The following is a 15667-nucleotide window of genomic DNA, read 5'->3' on the forward strand; positions in this document are numbered from 1 at the left end:
ATGTCGCTAACACAAACATTAATAGTTTTATTTATAGGATTGTTTGTAATAAAACCTGATGATATTCCTATGCTTATTAGGCAAATAAAACAAATCAAATCTTATTTTAGTAATGTTGGTTCACCAGAAGTGGAACAATTAAATTTTTACATACAAAAAATTATTAGTATAGAAGGTTGTTATGATGGTGATTATAATTTAATGGCAATAAAAGAAAAGTATAATAAATTAGTCAAATCAGTTATAAATAATGATTCAAACAATATTAATGAATAGTATAACTCAGCCTTTTCGGATTCATTTTATCTATTATTTAAAGCTGCATTGCAAATGAGATAAAATTATTATATAATTCCTTAAAATAATACCAATGGTTATTTTATATTATGTTAGACATACTTCTTTTTGTACATATTACTATCGCAATATTATTGATTATAGTTATTCTAATGCAACGTAGCGGTTCAGATGGAATTAGTAGTATAAGTGGTGGAGGAAATATGGGAGTGATCAGTGCTAAAACAGCAAATAATTTTCTTACTAAGAGTACTGTAATACTTGCGTCATTATTTTTAATAAATGCAATAATACTTGCTAATCTTTCTTCTCAGAAGAAACCAGATTTAGTATCTAAAATCAATGAAATTGAAGAAAATCAAGTAGATAATAGTATGCCTATAGCTAAATAAATTGTAATAAAAAATTATGCAAAAAATAATAAAGTTAAAAGATTTAAAAATAGGCAATGATCTACCTTTTACTCTGATTGCAGGACCTTGTCAAATTGAGGGACTAGATCACGCTTTGTTTATGGCAGAAGAGCTTGTTAAATTAACTACTAAACTTAATATTCCATTTATATATAAGTCTTCTTTTGATAAAGGTAATAGAACTTCTGTAAATGGTGCTAGAGGTCTTGGAATTGATAAAGGCTTGGAAGTTTTAGCAGAAGTAAAAAGAGCATTTAACTGCCCTATAGTTACTGATGTTCATAGTGAAAATCAATGTGCTGAGGTAGCTAAAATAGTTGATATGTTACAAATCCCAGCATTTTTGTGCAGGCAAACAGATTTACTTCACGCTGCAGCTGCAACCGGAAAAATAGTAAATGTTAAAAAAGGGCAGTTTCTAGCTCCTTGGGATATGAAAAATGTACACAAGAAGTTAGAATCATTTGGAGCAAAAGACATATTATTAACAGAGCGTGGTACATGTTTTGGTTACAATAATTTAGTATCCGATATGCGTAGTCTTGCGGTAATGGTTGAATTAAATGCTCCTGTAATTTTTGATGCTACTCACTCTGTGCAGCAACCTGGTGGGCTTGGAGGAAGTACTGGAGGAGAGCGTAAATATGTAGAATTACTTGCAAAAGCTGCAGTTGCAGTAGGTGTTGCTGGTCTCTATATGGAAGTACATCAGGATCCGGATAATGCTCCAAGTGATGGTCCATGCATGATTAGGTTAGATAATTTAGAGCGTGTCCTTACAAAGCTCAAAAAATATGATGAAATTACTAAAGAAAAACAGTAATGATAACCTTCAAAAAATTTGAGAATATTGGTTACGTTCAGGAACAATTACCAAAGTAAAATAGTTTCTAAGAGCCAAAAAGCTGGCATTAAAAGTTTGGGTAGATTTTGGAATTTTACAAACATCCGCACAAATAACAAAACATTATACCTCTCAAAAATTAATAGGCAAATCCATAGTCGGTTGTGTGAATTTAGGAGAAAAGAATATAGCCGGCTTCTTATCTCAGTTTTTATTAGTAGGATTTCCTGATTCTAATAACGATATATGTTTAGTCATGATTGACCCTAAAGTACCTAACGGTCAAAAATTGTATTGAAACCTAAAAATATTTTTAGATCAATCTGTTTCATCAGTATATTTTTATTTATTTTTAGTTTATTTTGGCAGGATCTTAAGATAAATAATGAAGTAGTTGAACATATAGGAAACTGTTTATACAAAAGTAATTATAAAAATCTTGAGCTTAATTCTATAGAAGGAGATTTTAACATTTCCTATATCCCGAATGCTCCAAAAAATTGTTTTAATCTATCTTTCCCTATTATTCATATAAGCAAGCAAGAGCATAATGCTTGGCTTCAGATCGTTCGCACTAATTCTTTAGATAAGAAATTACAAAGATTTATAGATACTAATGTAGAATTAAACCCTTTTTATACTTTGGAGCAGGATTTCTACGATGCTCCTTTATGGTCTTATACAATTTTTTCTAAGCCTTTAACTTATTGGACTGCCCATACTTATGCAGTGAAAATAGATCATCAAAATAAAACTATAAAAGTTATTGGGGAATTAAATGGGGATTTAGGTTAGCTTATTTTCCTATTAAACCTCAAATGATTCTACCCTCTAGCCTTGATACCAACGATTGGCAGATAGATATAGAAGTTTTTAAACAAGCGTTAGTTGGGTATAAAATAGATTAAATTCGTCTTATTTTTCAAGGACCGTTTAATGAAGAAATAAAGATAGGTACTATATATTTATAGGTATAATATGCAAGAGTTAGACCTAGAGCCGTACCAATAACTATAATACGAAATTTTGCAGGGCTAAAAATTAAAGCAACAATTCCAAGAACAATCGCTATTTTTACTATATCTGATGTCGTATAAGCTCTATTATTTATGGCATAAACATTAAAACTTATACTTAAAATCGTTATTATAAATAATAAATTTTTAAACATATTATACCTCAATAGGACCCGTAGTTAAGCCGTTTATAAACTGTTTTAAGTAAGGATTATTGCTATTACGCATTTCATCTTTGCTACCATACCACTTAATTTTTCCTTGATAAATCATAGCTATTTCTTTAGCTATTTTTTCGGCACTAATCATATCATGAGTTATAGTGATTGTAGTTGCCCCTAACTCCTCTTGGATTTTTATAATCAACTCATTAATAACATTAGCCATTATAGGATCAAGCCCAGTTGTTGGTTCATCAAGAAATAAAATCGATGGAGTGCTACAAATTGCTCGTGCAAGTGCTACTCTTTTTTTCATACCTCCTGATAATTCTGATGGATATAGGTCAAGAATTCTAGGCGATAAGCCTACTGAATCAAGTTTTGCTCCAGCAAGATCGTTCTTCTCTTTTTTAGATAATTTGTTAGTATCAAAAGTAATATTATCACGTACATTTAAAGAATCAAAAAGAGCTCCGCCTTGGAATAAAAATCCGATATCTTTCATAATCTCAAATCTTTTTTTGCTTGAGATATTTTGAATTTCTGCACCATCAATAAAGATTTGACCTTGATCAGGTTTAATTAATCCTACTATATTTTTAATTAGGACCGACTTACCGCTACCTGAACCGCCTAAAATAACTAAAGAACTACCTTTTTTTACATCTAGGTCTATTCCGTCTAATACTTTATGACTATTGAAAGATTTATATAATGACCGAATTTTTATTTTTATTTCTTCTACACTCATATCTTTTTTATACTTTAAAAAATAATTCGGTTATTAAGTAGTTACTAATTAGGATTAAAATGGAAGAATTTACTACCGCAGAAGTAGTAGCTCGCCCAACACCTTTAGCTCCTTTACCTGAATAATAACCACTATAGCAGCTTATTATAGAAATAATAAAGCCGAAGACTCCAGCCTTAACAAGACCAGATATTACATCTATTGGCTCTAAATATTGAAAAGTGCTAGTTAAATAAGTGCTACTGTTAAAGTCAAGCTTATATACGCCGACTAAGTAACCTCCCATAACCCCGATTACATCGCCGATTAAAACTAGACAAGGCATAGTAATAATAGCTGCAATTACTCTTGGGAAAACAAGATATTTAATAGAATCTGTAGAGAGAGTATATAAAGCATCTACTTGTTCGGTAACTCTCATAGTACCTATTTCCGCTGCAATTGATGCTCCTACTCGTCCTGCTACCATTAATCCAGCAAGCACTGGTCCAAGTTCCCTAGTTAAGGATAACACTACTACAGTTGCAATAGAACTTTCAGCAGAAAAACGAGAAAATCCTGTATAACTCTGTAATGCCAATACTGCACCTGAGAAAAAGGTAGTCATGGCGACAACAGGCAAAGAATAAAAGCCGATAAATAATAATTGTTTGATAATTAAACTAAAATATAAAGGTGGTCTTATAATGCTAGTAATGGCAGCTAAGCTAAATATAGAAAATTTGCCGATACTTTGTGCTAGTCTTATGGTGCGTTTACCAATAGAATTAGCTATATTTAATAACATCTGTATTATTCTTTTTATATTTTAAATTATTAATGTTATTTTAGCCGTTATCCCGTAGACAAGCAACTAGATAACACTAAGGTTATAACATTATCAAGTATAAATTCTCTTATATCTATTACCAAGGCTGGTTAATATCTCATATCCTATAGTACCTATAATATCCGCTATTTTATCAGGAGTGCAATTATTGCCAATAATTTCTACTTCTTGTCCCAAAAAAATATCTGAGGGTGGTAGATCGGTAACATCAATATTGACTAAATCCATTGATATTCGTCCTATTATTGGGACGTTGCGACCATTAATAAATACTGTACCTTGATTACTAAAATTACGACTAAATCCATCAGCATAGCCAAAAGGCAGAGTTGCGATTAAGCTATCACGCTTGGTTGTAAAAGTCATATTATAGCCGATACGACTCCCATATGTCAAATTTTGTAAGTGAATTATAGGTGCTTTTAAGGTTACAGGGTTTTGCATCGGATTGGGTTTGTTACTGCCTAAAGGATTTAAACCATATAAAGCAGCACCAGGTCTTACTAAATTAAAATGATAATCTTTCCCTAAAAATATACCCCCGGAATTAGCAAGACTTGCTTTAGCAGTTGGGAAATATTCCAAATAAGCTTTAAATTTGTTTAGTTGTTCTAAATTATAAGGGTTATTGCTATCTTCAGAAGCTGATAAGTGGCTTATGATATATTCCACATTCAACCCTTCTAACAAATCACGATTATTAATTAGCTGTTCTATCTCATTATGAGTTAGTCCAAGGCGATTAATACCGGTATTAAAATGCAGATAGCAAGATAATGATTGATTTTTTAGATTACTAAATTTTTGCCAAATTTTGATTTGGTTTAAATTATTTAAAACAGGTATTAGATTATATTCTATAAGTTCTAAAGCATCATGTTCAAATACGCCGTTAAGAATAAGAATATTTACTTCAGTGCCTATAGCTTTACGCAAACTAATTCCCTCATTACTTGAGGCAACAAAAAAATATCGGCAATTTTTTTCTAGCAAGTTTTTAGAAATTTCTATTGCACCGAGTCCATAAGAGTTGGCTTTAACTGCCGCCCCTACTTCAGTCATTTCACAAATATTTTTCAATAAACGATAATTAGCTTTTATAGCTGACAAATTTATTTCAAGAGTGCATAAACTCATATTATATTTTTTAACTCTTTTACTAAGATAGGCAATATAGGTATTATATGAAATTTAGAAGATAAGTCATCTGTTTCTATAGTATCAGTAACAAAAATACGATCCAATAATGCGATATCATAATTTTTTGAAAGTACAGCATGCGTAATAAAAGTATTTACCGATAAAGCTCCATGCTGCTTTAAAAAATTAGCAGCTTTATAAATTAGTTTCACCGCTATCGATAATATCATCAATTAATATACAATTTTGCCCTTAACATTCCCTGTTATTTCTACCATATTGCAGCTATTATTAACATCTCTTTCTTTGGTTATATAGGCTAATCTATGTTTAACAAGTTTCCAATTGGTTCTACCTTATTAATGCTTCCTTTATCAGGGGCAACTATAATACAATTTTTATAATTTTGCAAAAATGGTAAATATAATTCGATAGGTTTGAGATTAGAAACCTGAATATTAAAAAACTTTTCTATTTTATCAGAATGCAAATCGATGGTAATTAAGTGAGTTACTCCTAATTTTTCTAAAAAATTAGCTATTAATTGGCTGGCATAGTAGTTTTGAAAATACTATAAGTAAGTAGAACAGAACCTATTTAAAATAATAAGATTTTAAATAGGTAATGATGAACAGAAAATATAGACACTTATCTCGAGAAGAGAGATATGAGATAAAAAGAATGTATGACCTAGGAGTCAGTATTAATAATGAAAATGCAAGGACTAAGTAGAACAAAACCTATAAATTTTCTGCCCAAATTTCATTGGGGGTTTTATAACCAAAAATCTTTCTTGGCATGTTATTTAAAATCTCAGCAACATTGTCAAGACCTCTTTGTGTAACGGTAGTAATATCTGTATTTTTAGGTAAAATTCTATGAATCATAGAATTCATTTTTTCCACTAATGCTTTTTGTCTAGGGCGGTATGGATCACAAAAGAAAGTTTGAAACCCAGATAGTCTATAGGCAACATGCCCCACAAACTCTTTGCCATTATCCATAGTAATAGTCTTTCTCACACTATTTGGAAGAGTTTTTATCTTTCTTAAAAAACCATTGGTAACTGTTGTAGCTCTCTTGGAGTTATTCAGCACTAAAATAATCTTTTGACTCTTTTTATCCACCAGTGCACCAATATTCATACTTTGATTACCTTTATGAAATGTAAGATCTGCCTCAAAATTCCCTACTTCTACCTTTTTCGTAGCTATTGCATCACGCTGATGTATTGAGATCCTTTGTGGTATAATGATCCTTTGACGCCTCTTCCCTCTTTCTTGCCTTTTATATCTTTTAGAAGGTAAATAGCTATATAACTTTAATTTAGCTGCTACTGCAGAAGTGTAAACAAATCTATATATACTTTCTGTACTGATACACAAAGCTGTATTTTTGTCTAGTTTTAACTTTCCGGCTATAGCATCCGGCGACCATTTCTTGCGAATCATAGCATTTTTAATATAATCTAACAACATAGGGTTCTTTTCTATTTTTAATAACTCTTGCTGATACATCCTGTTTTCATATTTTTCCTGAGCAACACAAGGCATATACTTATCTTTTACCTTATTTCTTCAAAACTTACGCTATGTTTGATATAATTCCTATAAATTAAAGGATATTATAAAGTGATGCACTGTAAAAACATAGCTTTGTAGTAAGGGTTTTTAGCATATTTGCTATAACATAGCGTAAGTTTTGTCTTTTTAGCTCCATACTAATAGTGCTTTTAGACCTCGTAAGATGTTGTGCTATCTTATTAATACTGACTCCTAGGTCATACATTCTTTTTATCTCATATCTCTCTTCTCGAGATAAGTGTCTATATTTTCTGTTCATCATTACCTATTTAAAATCTTATTATTTTAAATAGGTTCTGTTCTACTTACTTATAGTATTTTCAAATGATTTATATTTTGTTACCTCTACAATTTTTTTACCATTAAATCTATATTTTAGCATAGTATTTATAGTGTCTTCTTGTATTTCGCCATAATATTTATTTTGTTTATTAATAAGAGGTCTAATCTTATGGTCTTCAGTATTAACAGTATTACTAGTATTAGGTTTAATAATAACTTTGGTTTTATCTCCTGCATCCGTCACAACTTCTTCTGTTGTGCTAGTAGTTAATTTATAAGCACTTGTTAATAGCTCGCTAGCTGATCGACTCTTTTTAATTCCTTTTCCAATCCATTCTTTTACTTTTTCTCTTTTGGAAAATGTAGGGCTTTCTTGAGATTCAGTAAGTGTAGGACTATATTCAGGAGCTTTTTCTATAATTCTCCCTTGGTTATCGGTATTTACAATTTCTACTTCTCCTTTATGCAATTTACGAGCATTTATTACCGTTTTACCTGCTATCTTTCCTCCTTCTACAGCCATTTTTCCGCCTGCTATAGCAGCTTTTCCAGCAAACTTTACTCCTTCATATGCTGCACAACATCCAAATACTATGAGCATCCCAAGTAGCTCCCCATCATCACTATTACCTTTTTTTGCTCTTTCCCTTGCTGCTTGGTCTTCTGCGGCCTGTCTACTTATAATAGCACGTATAGTGTCTGGGTCCTGTGGTTTTGTTGGATCATACATAATGCCTCTCTTAATTTTTAAGTAGTGCTATTTAATCACTTTACAATCAAAAGTCAAATATTATTTTTAGAAATTCTACTTTTGTTATATTTTATGGGAAAAATTTTGTAATTATTTGAAGATATTCATCAAGTATTTTCTGGTTTTCTTCAACAAATTTTAGTGAATTTTCTTGATAGTTTTTTAATTCTATAGAATTACTAGGAGCAAGCAAGTATTCCAGGGTATTTAATAACTCTTTACCACTTTTGATTTGAATAGCTGCTTTATTTTCAAGGACGTGCTTAGCAATGTCAGTGTTCTTACTCATATCAGGACCAAAGATAATACAATTAGAGAAATGTGCCGCCTCTAAAATATTATGTCCCCCTTGTTTAAAAGAACCACCAATAAAAGATATTGAAGATATGGAGAAAAATAAACCCATTTCACCGAATCTATCAACTATATAAAGATCATCGGTTAAAACAGGTAAGTCATTCTGTGATTTAGCAGTAGCTGATAAATCTTGTGCTATGCAGTTATCAAGAATTGATTTAACTCGCTCGGGATGCCTTGGGATTAAGATAATATAACAATTTGTAACTTGTTTTTTTAAGTTTTTTATAATAGGTAAAATAATTTCTTCATCTTCCGGATGGGTGCTAGCAAATAAGATAATTTGCTTATTTTTTAGATGTTCACTTAGCTTTACAAGCTCTTCTTGATTAACTGGAAGCTTTTCATTAGCAAATTTGATATTTCCTAAATTAGTTGTGTTTGATATTCCAAGCTCATTAAATTTCTGTAAATCACGCTCACTTTGCACAATAACTTCGCTGAAATTTGTAACAATGAGCTGAAAAAAGCCTTTTCTTTTCTTCCAAGATTCAAAGGATTTATCAGACATGCGGGCATTCACAAGCAATAATTTACAATGCTTTGCTGCTTCATTAATAGTACCTGGCCATAATTCTGATTCTATGAAAATACCTAAATCAGGCTTCCAATTATTTAGAAAAATTTTGGTAAAAATAATATTATCTATCGGAAGCAATTGGTGAGTAGCTATTTTAGGTAATTTGCTACTTAATATTTTAGCAGAAGATTGTGTCCAAGAAGTGACTAAAAAACGGACTTCAGGAAAATGTTTGCTTATATTATCAACTAAATTTAAAGCAATCATAGATTCGCCGACGCTAGCTGCATGAATCCAAATTAAAAATCCATTATCTTGCCTGTGTTTACCGATCGCAAAACGCTCCTTAACACGCTTTATGTCTTCTTTGCCTATTAATAAGCGAATGAAAATTATAACAAAATAAATAGGTAATAACAAAAAACTTAAAAAGTAATATAAACGCATCATTTTATTAAGTTCTCAGTTAAATTAACTAAACATTTTTCAAGATTCATATGATTTTGTGTTTTATTGTCTGTCAGCTCTAAAGGCGATTCTATTATTACTTTAATTGTACCGAATGGCAAAGGGATTATCAACTTATCCCAGCTTCTTAATCTAAAACATCTAGAAGTATTACTGACTACTGGAATTAATTTTTTATTGTATTTATAAGCAATTTCAGTAATTCCGCTATTTACTTTATATACAGGACCTTTAGGACCATCAGGCGTAATTATTACATTTGCACCTTGAGAAAGCTTTTCGATAATACTCCGTAATGCTCCAAGTGGATTTTTATTGCTAGAACCGACTATAACTTTGCAGCCAAATTTATCGACTAAATCATTTAAAATCTTGCCATCTAAATGTGGGGATATTAATGCGTAGACATCTGGCATTCCTTTAAACATAGCAGGACTTAATGCAAGCATATTATGCCAAAATGCAAAAATTACGCCTTGCTCATTTAAAAACTTTTCCTTATTTCCATTGTAATAGAATATAAATTTTTGCTTTGAAGTAAAATAAACAAAACGCAAATACCAATATAGTAAAATAGTGATTAAACTAAGGACAAATTTATTACGTTTTAAAAATTTTTTAAAAGCTTTACGCATTGATTACCCATATTTGTCATCCCGTGATTTATTCACGGGAACCAGTATAAAGCGAGATAAAATCGAGCTTTTTTATTTGTATTTTATATTGCTGGATCCCGTGGTCAAGCCACGGGATGACATAAAACACGTTTGTACTATAATGAACCACAAGCTTTCTCCATACGCAAACAAGCCTCTTCCAGTTCTTTCATAGAAGTAGCATAGGAAATCCTGAAATATCCCTCTAAGCCAAAAGCAATACCAGGGACTACAGCGACTTTTGCTTCTTCAAGTAAATATTCACCAAAATCGTTACTATTAGTAATTACTTTTCCTGATTTAGTTTTAGCTCCAAAAATCTTATCACATTTAATAAATAAGTAAAAAGCACCCTCAGGTTTATAGCATTCAAAATATTTCACTCTTTGTAAAATCGATAAAGCAAGATCACGTTTTTTCTCAAAATTTAAAGCATTTTGTGCAATATAGCCTTGCACGCCATTTAGTGCCTCAACGGCTGCTGCTTGGCTTATTGAACACGGGTTTGAAGTACTTTGTGACTGAATAATAGTCATAGCTTTAATCAAAGCTTTCGAACCTGCACCATAACCTATACGCCAACCTGTCATAGAGTATGCTTTCGATATTCCGTTAACAGTAAATGTTCGATCTTTTAAATCAGGTGCTATTTCTGCTAAAGTATAAAATTTAAAACCATCAAAAGTAATATGCTCATAAATATCATCAGACATGACGTTTACATGCGGATGCTTTCTTAGAATTTCAGCAATATTTTCTAGTTCTGAATGGCTATAGCTTGCACCTGTTGGATTACTAGGCGAATTAATAATAAGCCATTTAGTTTTAGGCGTAATTAACTGTTCTAAAACTTCACCGCTTAGTTTAAAGTTACTTTCAATACCGCAATTTGCAAAAACCGGAGCACCTTCAGCAAGTAAAACCATATCTGGATAGGACACCCAATAAGGAGCAGGAATAATAACCTCATCACCTTTATTTAAAGATGCCATAAATATATTATATATAACTTGCTTGCCGCCGGTGCTAACTATTATTTCATCAAGATCATAATCTATATTATTTTCTCGTTTGAATTTAGCTTGTATTGCTTCTTTTAAAGCTGGCATACCCTCAACGTTTGTATATTTAGTAAACCCATCTTTAATAGCTTGGATAGCTACTTCTTTGATATTATCAGGCGTATCAAAATCAGGCTCACCTGCCCCAAGTGCAATAATATCAATGCCCTCTCTTTTAAGCTCAAGCGTTTTTCTAACAACTGCAAGCGTCGGAGATGGTTTTATAGCATTTAATCGAGTAGAAATAATTGACATAATATTAGTCCGTATTGATGAAAATGATAATATAGTAAGTTTTAAATTCTGTGAAGAAAATCTTAATCATCTAAATCAACTTCAATAAATTCGCCTCTTTCCACTCGCTTAATAGCTTCCATTATTCGGCTAGCATTTACTGAATTAGACAGTAAATATAGTATTTCTTTTGTAGATTCATCATCTTCATCAGTAATTGATTTGATAATATAACCATTATTTTATTTTAAAATTTATAAAGATATGCTTTATTATATTAGATAATATTTAATTTTAAAATAGCTATGCTTAGTAAAATAAAGGATAAAATCAAACATTTTTGCTTAACGATAATAAATATACCAAATTTTATTAAAAACAAAATTCTAGAATTTAAAAATTATTTAAATGACTGTAAATATAAAATGAATCATTTAAGTGAAACCAATTATGAGCTTGGACTTGAACATTTATATAGAGGTAATTTAAACGATGCATTACTTAGATTTAAGTTAGTTGATAACTTTTTTAGTCCTAATGATTCTAGAGTTTATTATCAATTAGGTTGGACTTATTTTTTAAAAAATGACTATCCAAAAGCCATAAAATATTTGGAAAAATCAAATGAAAAATATAAAGCAATTTTTATAAATTTTTTAAAAAATTATAAAAATGCTACCGAAATACCTGTGGAGATTTGGGGAAAATACAGGGACTTAACTGCAAAAAATTATCCAAGTATTTTTAACAATGATAAAAATATTCATTTGCCTTATAGATTTGTGAATGAGAGCTTGAAGCAAATAACTGACCTGCCAGATGATTATTCTATCTTAGAGCTTGGTAGTAATATAGGACTTGCCGGATACGAATTAGAAAAGCGTTTTCCAGAAAGCTTTACTTTAACAGCTGTAGAAATTTCTAATTTAATGAATGATATTCAAGAAGAATATTATGCTAACCTTAAAATTTATAATCAGATATATAATGTTTCCATAAGTGAGTTTCTGAAACAAAATTCAAATAAATTTGATATTATTTTAAGCTTTTGTGGATTAACTTTTACTAAAGATCTTTCTGCATATTTCAATGCAATATATCAATCGCTTAATCAAGGTGGATATTTTTCTCTTTGTTTACCTACTAATTCGAATACGCATTTTTCAGTAAAACGTAAAGAATTTATTTTTAATTTAAATGAAATAAATAATATTTTACAAAAAAATAATTTCGTTAGATTAACTTCTGAAGAAATAATACTAGCGGAAAATAATAAATACGGTATTATTATATGTAAGAAAACTGAAAATAAATCATGAGAATACTAATTATACTTTCGATTATCCTATGTTCATTATTCGCAAAAGCTGATCTTGAATATGTAGATGATGACATATACAACTATAATGGTAGCAGTAATATTAATGGTTGCCGAGAAGTTTACGATCCATACGAAAAATTTAACCGTAAAATTTTTGCGTTTAACACAGTATTAGATTATATATTCTTGCGTCCTTTAGCTGTTGGGTATAAAAACCTTACAAATGATTATATGAAAGCAAGGGTTAATAGTTTTGTTGGTAATATTGATATGCCACTTACTGCTGTAAATTATGGTTTGCAGCTAAATTATGATAAGACTATGAAAAGCGTGTGGCGGTTTATCATTAACACTACGCTTGGTATAGGTGGTTTATTTGATGTAGCAGGTAAAGTAGGGCTGCCATCAGATCGTCAGACTTTTGGTAATACTCTTGCACATTATGGAGTAGGTCCAGGTCCTTATTTAGTGTTACCGATAATAGGTAGTACTAATGCAAGGGATATGACTGACCCAATATTTACTAATTATGCACTTAATCCTTTAATGTATTATACCCATAAAGATTTTGAATTAAGTGTTTTAGCAGTGAGTAAAATAAATGATAGATATAATGTATTATCATTTAGTGATTATGTTATGAAGAATTCGTTAGACCCTTATGCTACTATCAGATCGGCATTACACCAAGCTCGTGAAGCATCTGTTCAATATCCCAAAAACTTTAAATGCCCTAAACCTAAAAACGTAAATTCTAATTAAAAGAGGTTCTTATGCAAAAAATTATTACTGGCTTATTTTTATTGATTTTTACATTTTCTTCTTATGCAGACGATAATGCCCCCGCAGGTTTAAATAATTATGTTACTAACTTAGTAAATGAAGCTTCTACTACCTTAAATAATCCTAACCTATCTCAAGATGCAAAAGTTGCCAAAGCACGTAAACTAATGCATAATAATCTAGATTTTGACTGGATGGCTAGGTATACATTAGGACGTAACGGCGTAAAAACTTTATCTAAGGAACAAATTGCAAAGTTTACAGAAGTTTATTCTAAATATGTTACTAAAGCTTATACTGATCTAATAAAAGATTACAAAGGTGAAAAACCTCAAGTAACAGGAGTGCATGTTCTAAGCCCAAAAGATTCTATGGTTAGCATGAATATTAATAATAAAGGACAGGATATTAAAGTAGAATATTTAGTGCGTAAAATGGAAAATGGAAAATTTAAAGTTTCCGACGTTATTACAGAGGGTGTAAGTCTTATTGGTGCTCAACGAGAAGATTTCGGTGGTATTTTGAAAAACCAAGGTTTAGATGCTTTAGTGCAAAGCCTACAAAGCCGTTCATAAAAATTTGCTATATTTATGCTTATTTTTTCTGGATTCCCGCTTTCGCGGGAATGACATTTAAGCCATACAACAATGCCACATTTACACAAAAATAACATTTGAAAATATAGCCTTTAAAAATTGGGGTGTTCTGCTTTCATTAATAGCTTTTTGATGGTATTTAGTAACTATATAATTATCGTGTGGTTTTAAATAATTATCCTCATTAGTAATTTGGAAGTTACCATTTTGTTTAATTAACTCCACTACTTCCTCAAAATAATTTTCAATATCAGAAGCAAAGATCAAGCTACCTTTATTTTTCATCTTAGTTTGTAGGATTTTCAGACGTTCTTTATTCAAAATACGTTTCTTTTTCTGTCTATTCTTAATCCAAGGATCAGGAAATAAAATATAAATCCAATCTAAGCTATTATTTGGCAAGTCGTATAATATAAAATCTAAATTATTGGGAAATAATAAAAAATTTGTAATATTTTGCTCCTCGGCAAGTTTTAAAACATTTGCAACTCCGTTTAAATACACCTCTACGCCAATAAAAAGTTTATCCGGATTCATCTTAGCTTGATTGATGAAATGCTCACCCATACCAAAGCCAATCTCTAGAAAAATTTGACGCTTTTCACCAACAAGCTTTTCTTTTGAAAATAAATATTTTGGCAGTTCGTTATCTAATAAATTTTGTTGCACTCCTGACAGACTTTTACCGATACGTCTTGCATATGATCTATTCAGCGGAATTAAAGATATTTCTATTACTCTATTATGAGATTGCAAATCTTGATGGATATTGTCAATAACATAACCATGATCTAAAAAGATTTGGCTAACTTGCTCTGCTTGTTTATATCCTATTTCTAATATAATTTTACCATTTTGCTTTAAGAATTTTTTAGCATTCTCTGCTATGATTCTGTAGCCCAGCAAGCCATCTTCTTCAGCGAATAAAGCAATAGATGGCTCATAATTTATTGTCTCAATCGCCATTTCAGGCCTTTCGTTTATAGAGATATATGGCGGATTACTAACTATAAGATCAAATTTTTGTTTCTTAAGACTCTCAAACCAATCGCTATGAATAATTTGTAAACGATCCGTTACATCATGCTTTATGGCATTACTTTTTACAACCTCTATCGCATCAATACTTATATCAGTTGCAGTTACTTGACTATTTGGTAGTTCAAGCAATAAACTGATAGAGATGCAACCGCTCCCTGTGCCGAGTTCGAGTATATTATATGTTTTTTCTGGATTCCCGCCTACGCGGGAATGACATTGGAAGTGTCGAGAATGATATTGAAGTACAATATCAACCAAAATTTCCGTATCGTTTCTTGGAATTAATACGTGTTTATTAACGATAAACTCACGTGAGTAAAACTCTTTGATGCCTGTAATATAGGCTATCGGTTCGTGCTTTAGTCTTCTTGCTAATGCTTTTTCGAAAGTTTCTATTTCTAGCTGGTTTAGTTGTTTTTCAGGATTAGCAAGTAGATATTCATGAGGTTTATTTATAGCATGCTGCAATAAAATTCGTGCTTCTAATTTTGGATTATTAATCCCAATTTGGTGTAATTTATAAGCTGCTTCGTTAAGAAACCCTTGTATTGAATATTGCATAT

General features: G+C 30.8%; 20 protein-coding genes. 8 read left to right on the top strand and 12 right to left on the bottom strand.

The window, feature by feature from the left end:
• The 5 genes from AAGD55_RS01565 to AAGD55_RS01585 all read left to right on the top strand — a co-directional run bounded on the left by AAGD55_RS01565 (position 1) and on the right by AAGD55_RS01585 (position 2349).
• Entirely contained in the window at positions 1-276 is a 276-nt protein-coding gene (locus tag AAGD55_RS01565; RefSeq protein ID WP_341791878.1) for a DUF2672 domain-containing protein, read from the top strand.
• Between the two features lie 110 nt (positions 277-386).
• Positions 387-689, top strand: coding sequence for a preprotein translocase subunit SecG (secG, locus tag AAGD55_RS01570; RefSeq protein WP_341791879.1), 303 nt, complete (start codon positions 387-389; stop codon positions 687-689).
• Positions 690-705: 16 nt separating this feature from the next.
• Positions 706-1533 carry a 3-deoxy-8-phosphooctulonate synthase gene (gene kdsA, locus AAGD55_RS01575; protein ID WP_341791880.1) on the top strand — a complete coding sequence of 276 codons (828 nt, stop codon included), beginning with the start codon at positions 706-708 and terminating at the stop codon, positions 1531-1533.
• Between the two features lie 133 nt (positions 1534-1666).
• Complete coding sequence (locus AAGD55_RS01580; RefSeq protein ID WP_341792492.1) at positions 1667-1852, top strand: hypothetical protein; 186 nt, start codon at positions 1667-1669, stop codon at positions 1850-1852.
• On the top strand, positions 1849-2349 hold the full coding sequence (locus AAGD55_RS01585; protein ID WP_341791881.1) for a hypothetical protein: 501 nt from the start codon (positions 1849-1851) through the stop codon (positions 2347-2349). The genes AAGD55_RS01580 and AAGD55_RS01585 overlap by 4 nt, the downstream gene beginning before the upstream one ends.
• 127 nt (positions 2350-2476) lie before the next feature.
• Here AAGD55_RS01585 and AAGD55_RS01590 read toward each other — a convergent pair whose 3' ends face one another.
• From AAGD55_RS01590 to AAGD55_RS01640, 11 genes are all read right to left on the bottom strand, one after another.
• Positions 2477-2725, bottom strand: a complete 249-nt coding sequence (locus tag AAGD55_RS01590) for a DUF5510 family protein (protein ID WP_341791882.1) — start codon at positions 2723-2725, stop codon at positions 2477-2479.
• Position 2726: 1 nt separating this feature from the next.
• Positions 2727-3482, bottom strand: coding sequence for an ABC transporter ATP-binding protein (locus AAGD55_RS01595; protein WP_341791883.1), 756 nt, complete (start codon positions 3480-3482; stop codon positions 2727-2729).
• 7 nt (positions 3483-3489) lie between these two features.
• Complete coding sequence (locus AAGD55_RS01600; protein WP_341791884.1) at positions 3490-4269, bottom strand: ABC transporter permease; 780 nt, start codon at positions 4267-4269, stop codon at positions 3490-3492.
• Positions 4270-4362: 93 nt separating this feature from the next.
• A complete protein-coding gene (locus AAGD55_RS01605) occupies positions 4363-5448 on the bottom strand; it encodes an alanine racemase (protein WP_341791885.1) in 1086 nt (361 codons plus the stop codon).
• A complete protein-coding gene (locus tag AAGD55_RS01610; protein ID WP_341791886.1) occupies positions 5445-5663 on the bottom strand; it encodes a hypothetical protein in 219 nt (72 codons plus the stop codon). Before AAGD55_RS01610 ends, AAGD55_RS01605 begins: the two co-directional genes overlap by 4 nt.
• Before the next feature lie 528 nt (positions 5664-6191).
• The gene (locus tag AAGD55_RS01615) at positions 6192-7004 is read right to left on the bottom strand and encodes an IS30 family transposase (RefSeq protein ID WP_341791887.1); all 813 of its coding nucleotides are present in this window, start codon (positions 7002-7004) and stop codon (positions 6192-6194) included.
• Between the two features lie 61 nt (positions 7005-7065).
• A complete protein-coding gene (locus tag AAGD55_RS01620) occupies positions 7066-7296 on the bottom strand; it encodes a helix-turn-helix domain-containing protein (protein WP_341791811.1) in 231 nt (76 codons plus the stop codon).
• Between the two features lie 39 nt (positions 7297-7335).
• Positions 7336-8046 (bottom strand): hypothetical protein, encoded by a 711-nt coding sequence (locus AAGD55_RS01625; RefSeq protein ID WP_341791888.1) that lies wholly within the window; start codon positions 8044-8046, stop codon positions 7336-7338.
• 91 nt (positions 8047-8137) lie between these two features.
• Positions 8138-9394 (bottom strand): lipid IV(A) 3-deoxy-D-manno-octulosonic acid transferase, encoded by a 1257-nt coding sequence (waaA, locus tag AAGD55_RS01630; protein ID WP_341791889.1) that lies wholly within the window; start codon positions 9392-9394, stop codon positions 8138-8140.
• Positions 9391-10047, bottom strand: coding sequence for a lysophospholipid acyltransferase family protein (locus tag AAGD55_RS01635; RefSeq protein ID WP_341791890.1), 657 nt, complete (start codon positions 10045-10047; stop codon positions 9391-9393). Before AAGD55_RS01635 ends, waaA begins: the two co-directional genes overlap by 4 nt.
• Positions 10048-10184: 137 nt before the next feature.
• Complete coding sequence (locus tag AAGD55_RS01640) at positions 10185-11384, bottom strand: pyridoxal phosphate-dependent aminotransferase (RefSeq protein WP_341791891.1); 1200 nt, start codon at positions 11382-11384, stop codon at positions 10185-10187.
• Between the two features lie 284 nt (positions 11385-11668).
• Between AAGD55_RS01640 and AAGD55_RS01645 the strand changes: the two genes are divergently transcribed.
• From AAGD55_RS01645 to AAGD55_RS01655, 3 genes are read left to right on the top strand one after another with little or no spacing between them, the layout of a single operon-like run.
• The gene (locus AAGD55_RS01645) at positions 11669-12682 is read left to right on the top strand and encodes a methyltransferase domain-containing protein (RefSeq protein ID WP_341791892.1); all 1014 of its coding nucleotides are present in this window, start codon (positions 11669-11671) and stop codon (positions 12680-12682) included.
• On the top strand, positions 12679-13446 hold the full coding sequence (locus AAGD55_RS01650) for a VacJ family lipoprotein (protein ID WP_341791893.1): 768 nt from the start codon (positions 12679-12681) through the stop codon (positions 13444-13446). The genes AAGD55_RS01645 and AAGD55_RS01650 overlap by 4 nt, the downstream gene beginning before the upstream one ends.
• Positions 13447-13457: 11 nt before the next feature.
• Positions 13458-14042 carry a phospholipid-binding protein MlaC gene (locus tag AAGD55_RS01655; RefSeq protein WP_341791894.1) on the top strand — a complete coding sequence of 195 codons (585 nt, stop codon included), beginning with the start codon at positions 13458-13460 and terminating at the stop codon, positions 14040-14042.
• Positions 14043-14123: 81 nt separating this feature from the next.
• On the opposite strand, the gene trmB is transcribed toward AAGD55_RS01655, so the two are convergent.
• Positions 14124-15665: a bifunctional peptide chain release factor N(5)-glutamine methyltransferase PrmC/tRNA (guanosine(46)-N7)-methyltransferase TrmB gene (gene trmB, locus AAGD55_RS01660; protein ID WP_341791895.1), complete on the bottom strand. Its 1542-nt coding sequence runs from the start codon at positions 15663-15665 to the stop codon at positions 14124-14126.
• Positions 15666-15667 lie beyond the last annotated feature (2 nt).

It is taken from the genome of Rickettsia endosymbiont of Gonocerus acuteangulatus (assembly GCF_964026435.1).
Lineage (GTDB): Bacteria > Pseudomonadota > Alphaproteobacteria > Rickettsiales > Rickettsiaceae > Rickettsia.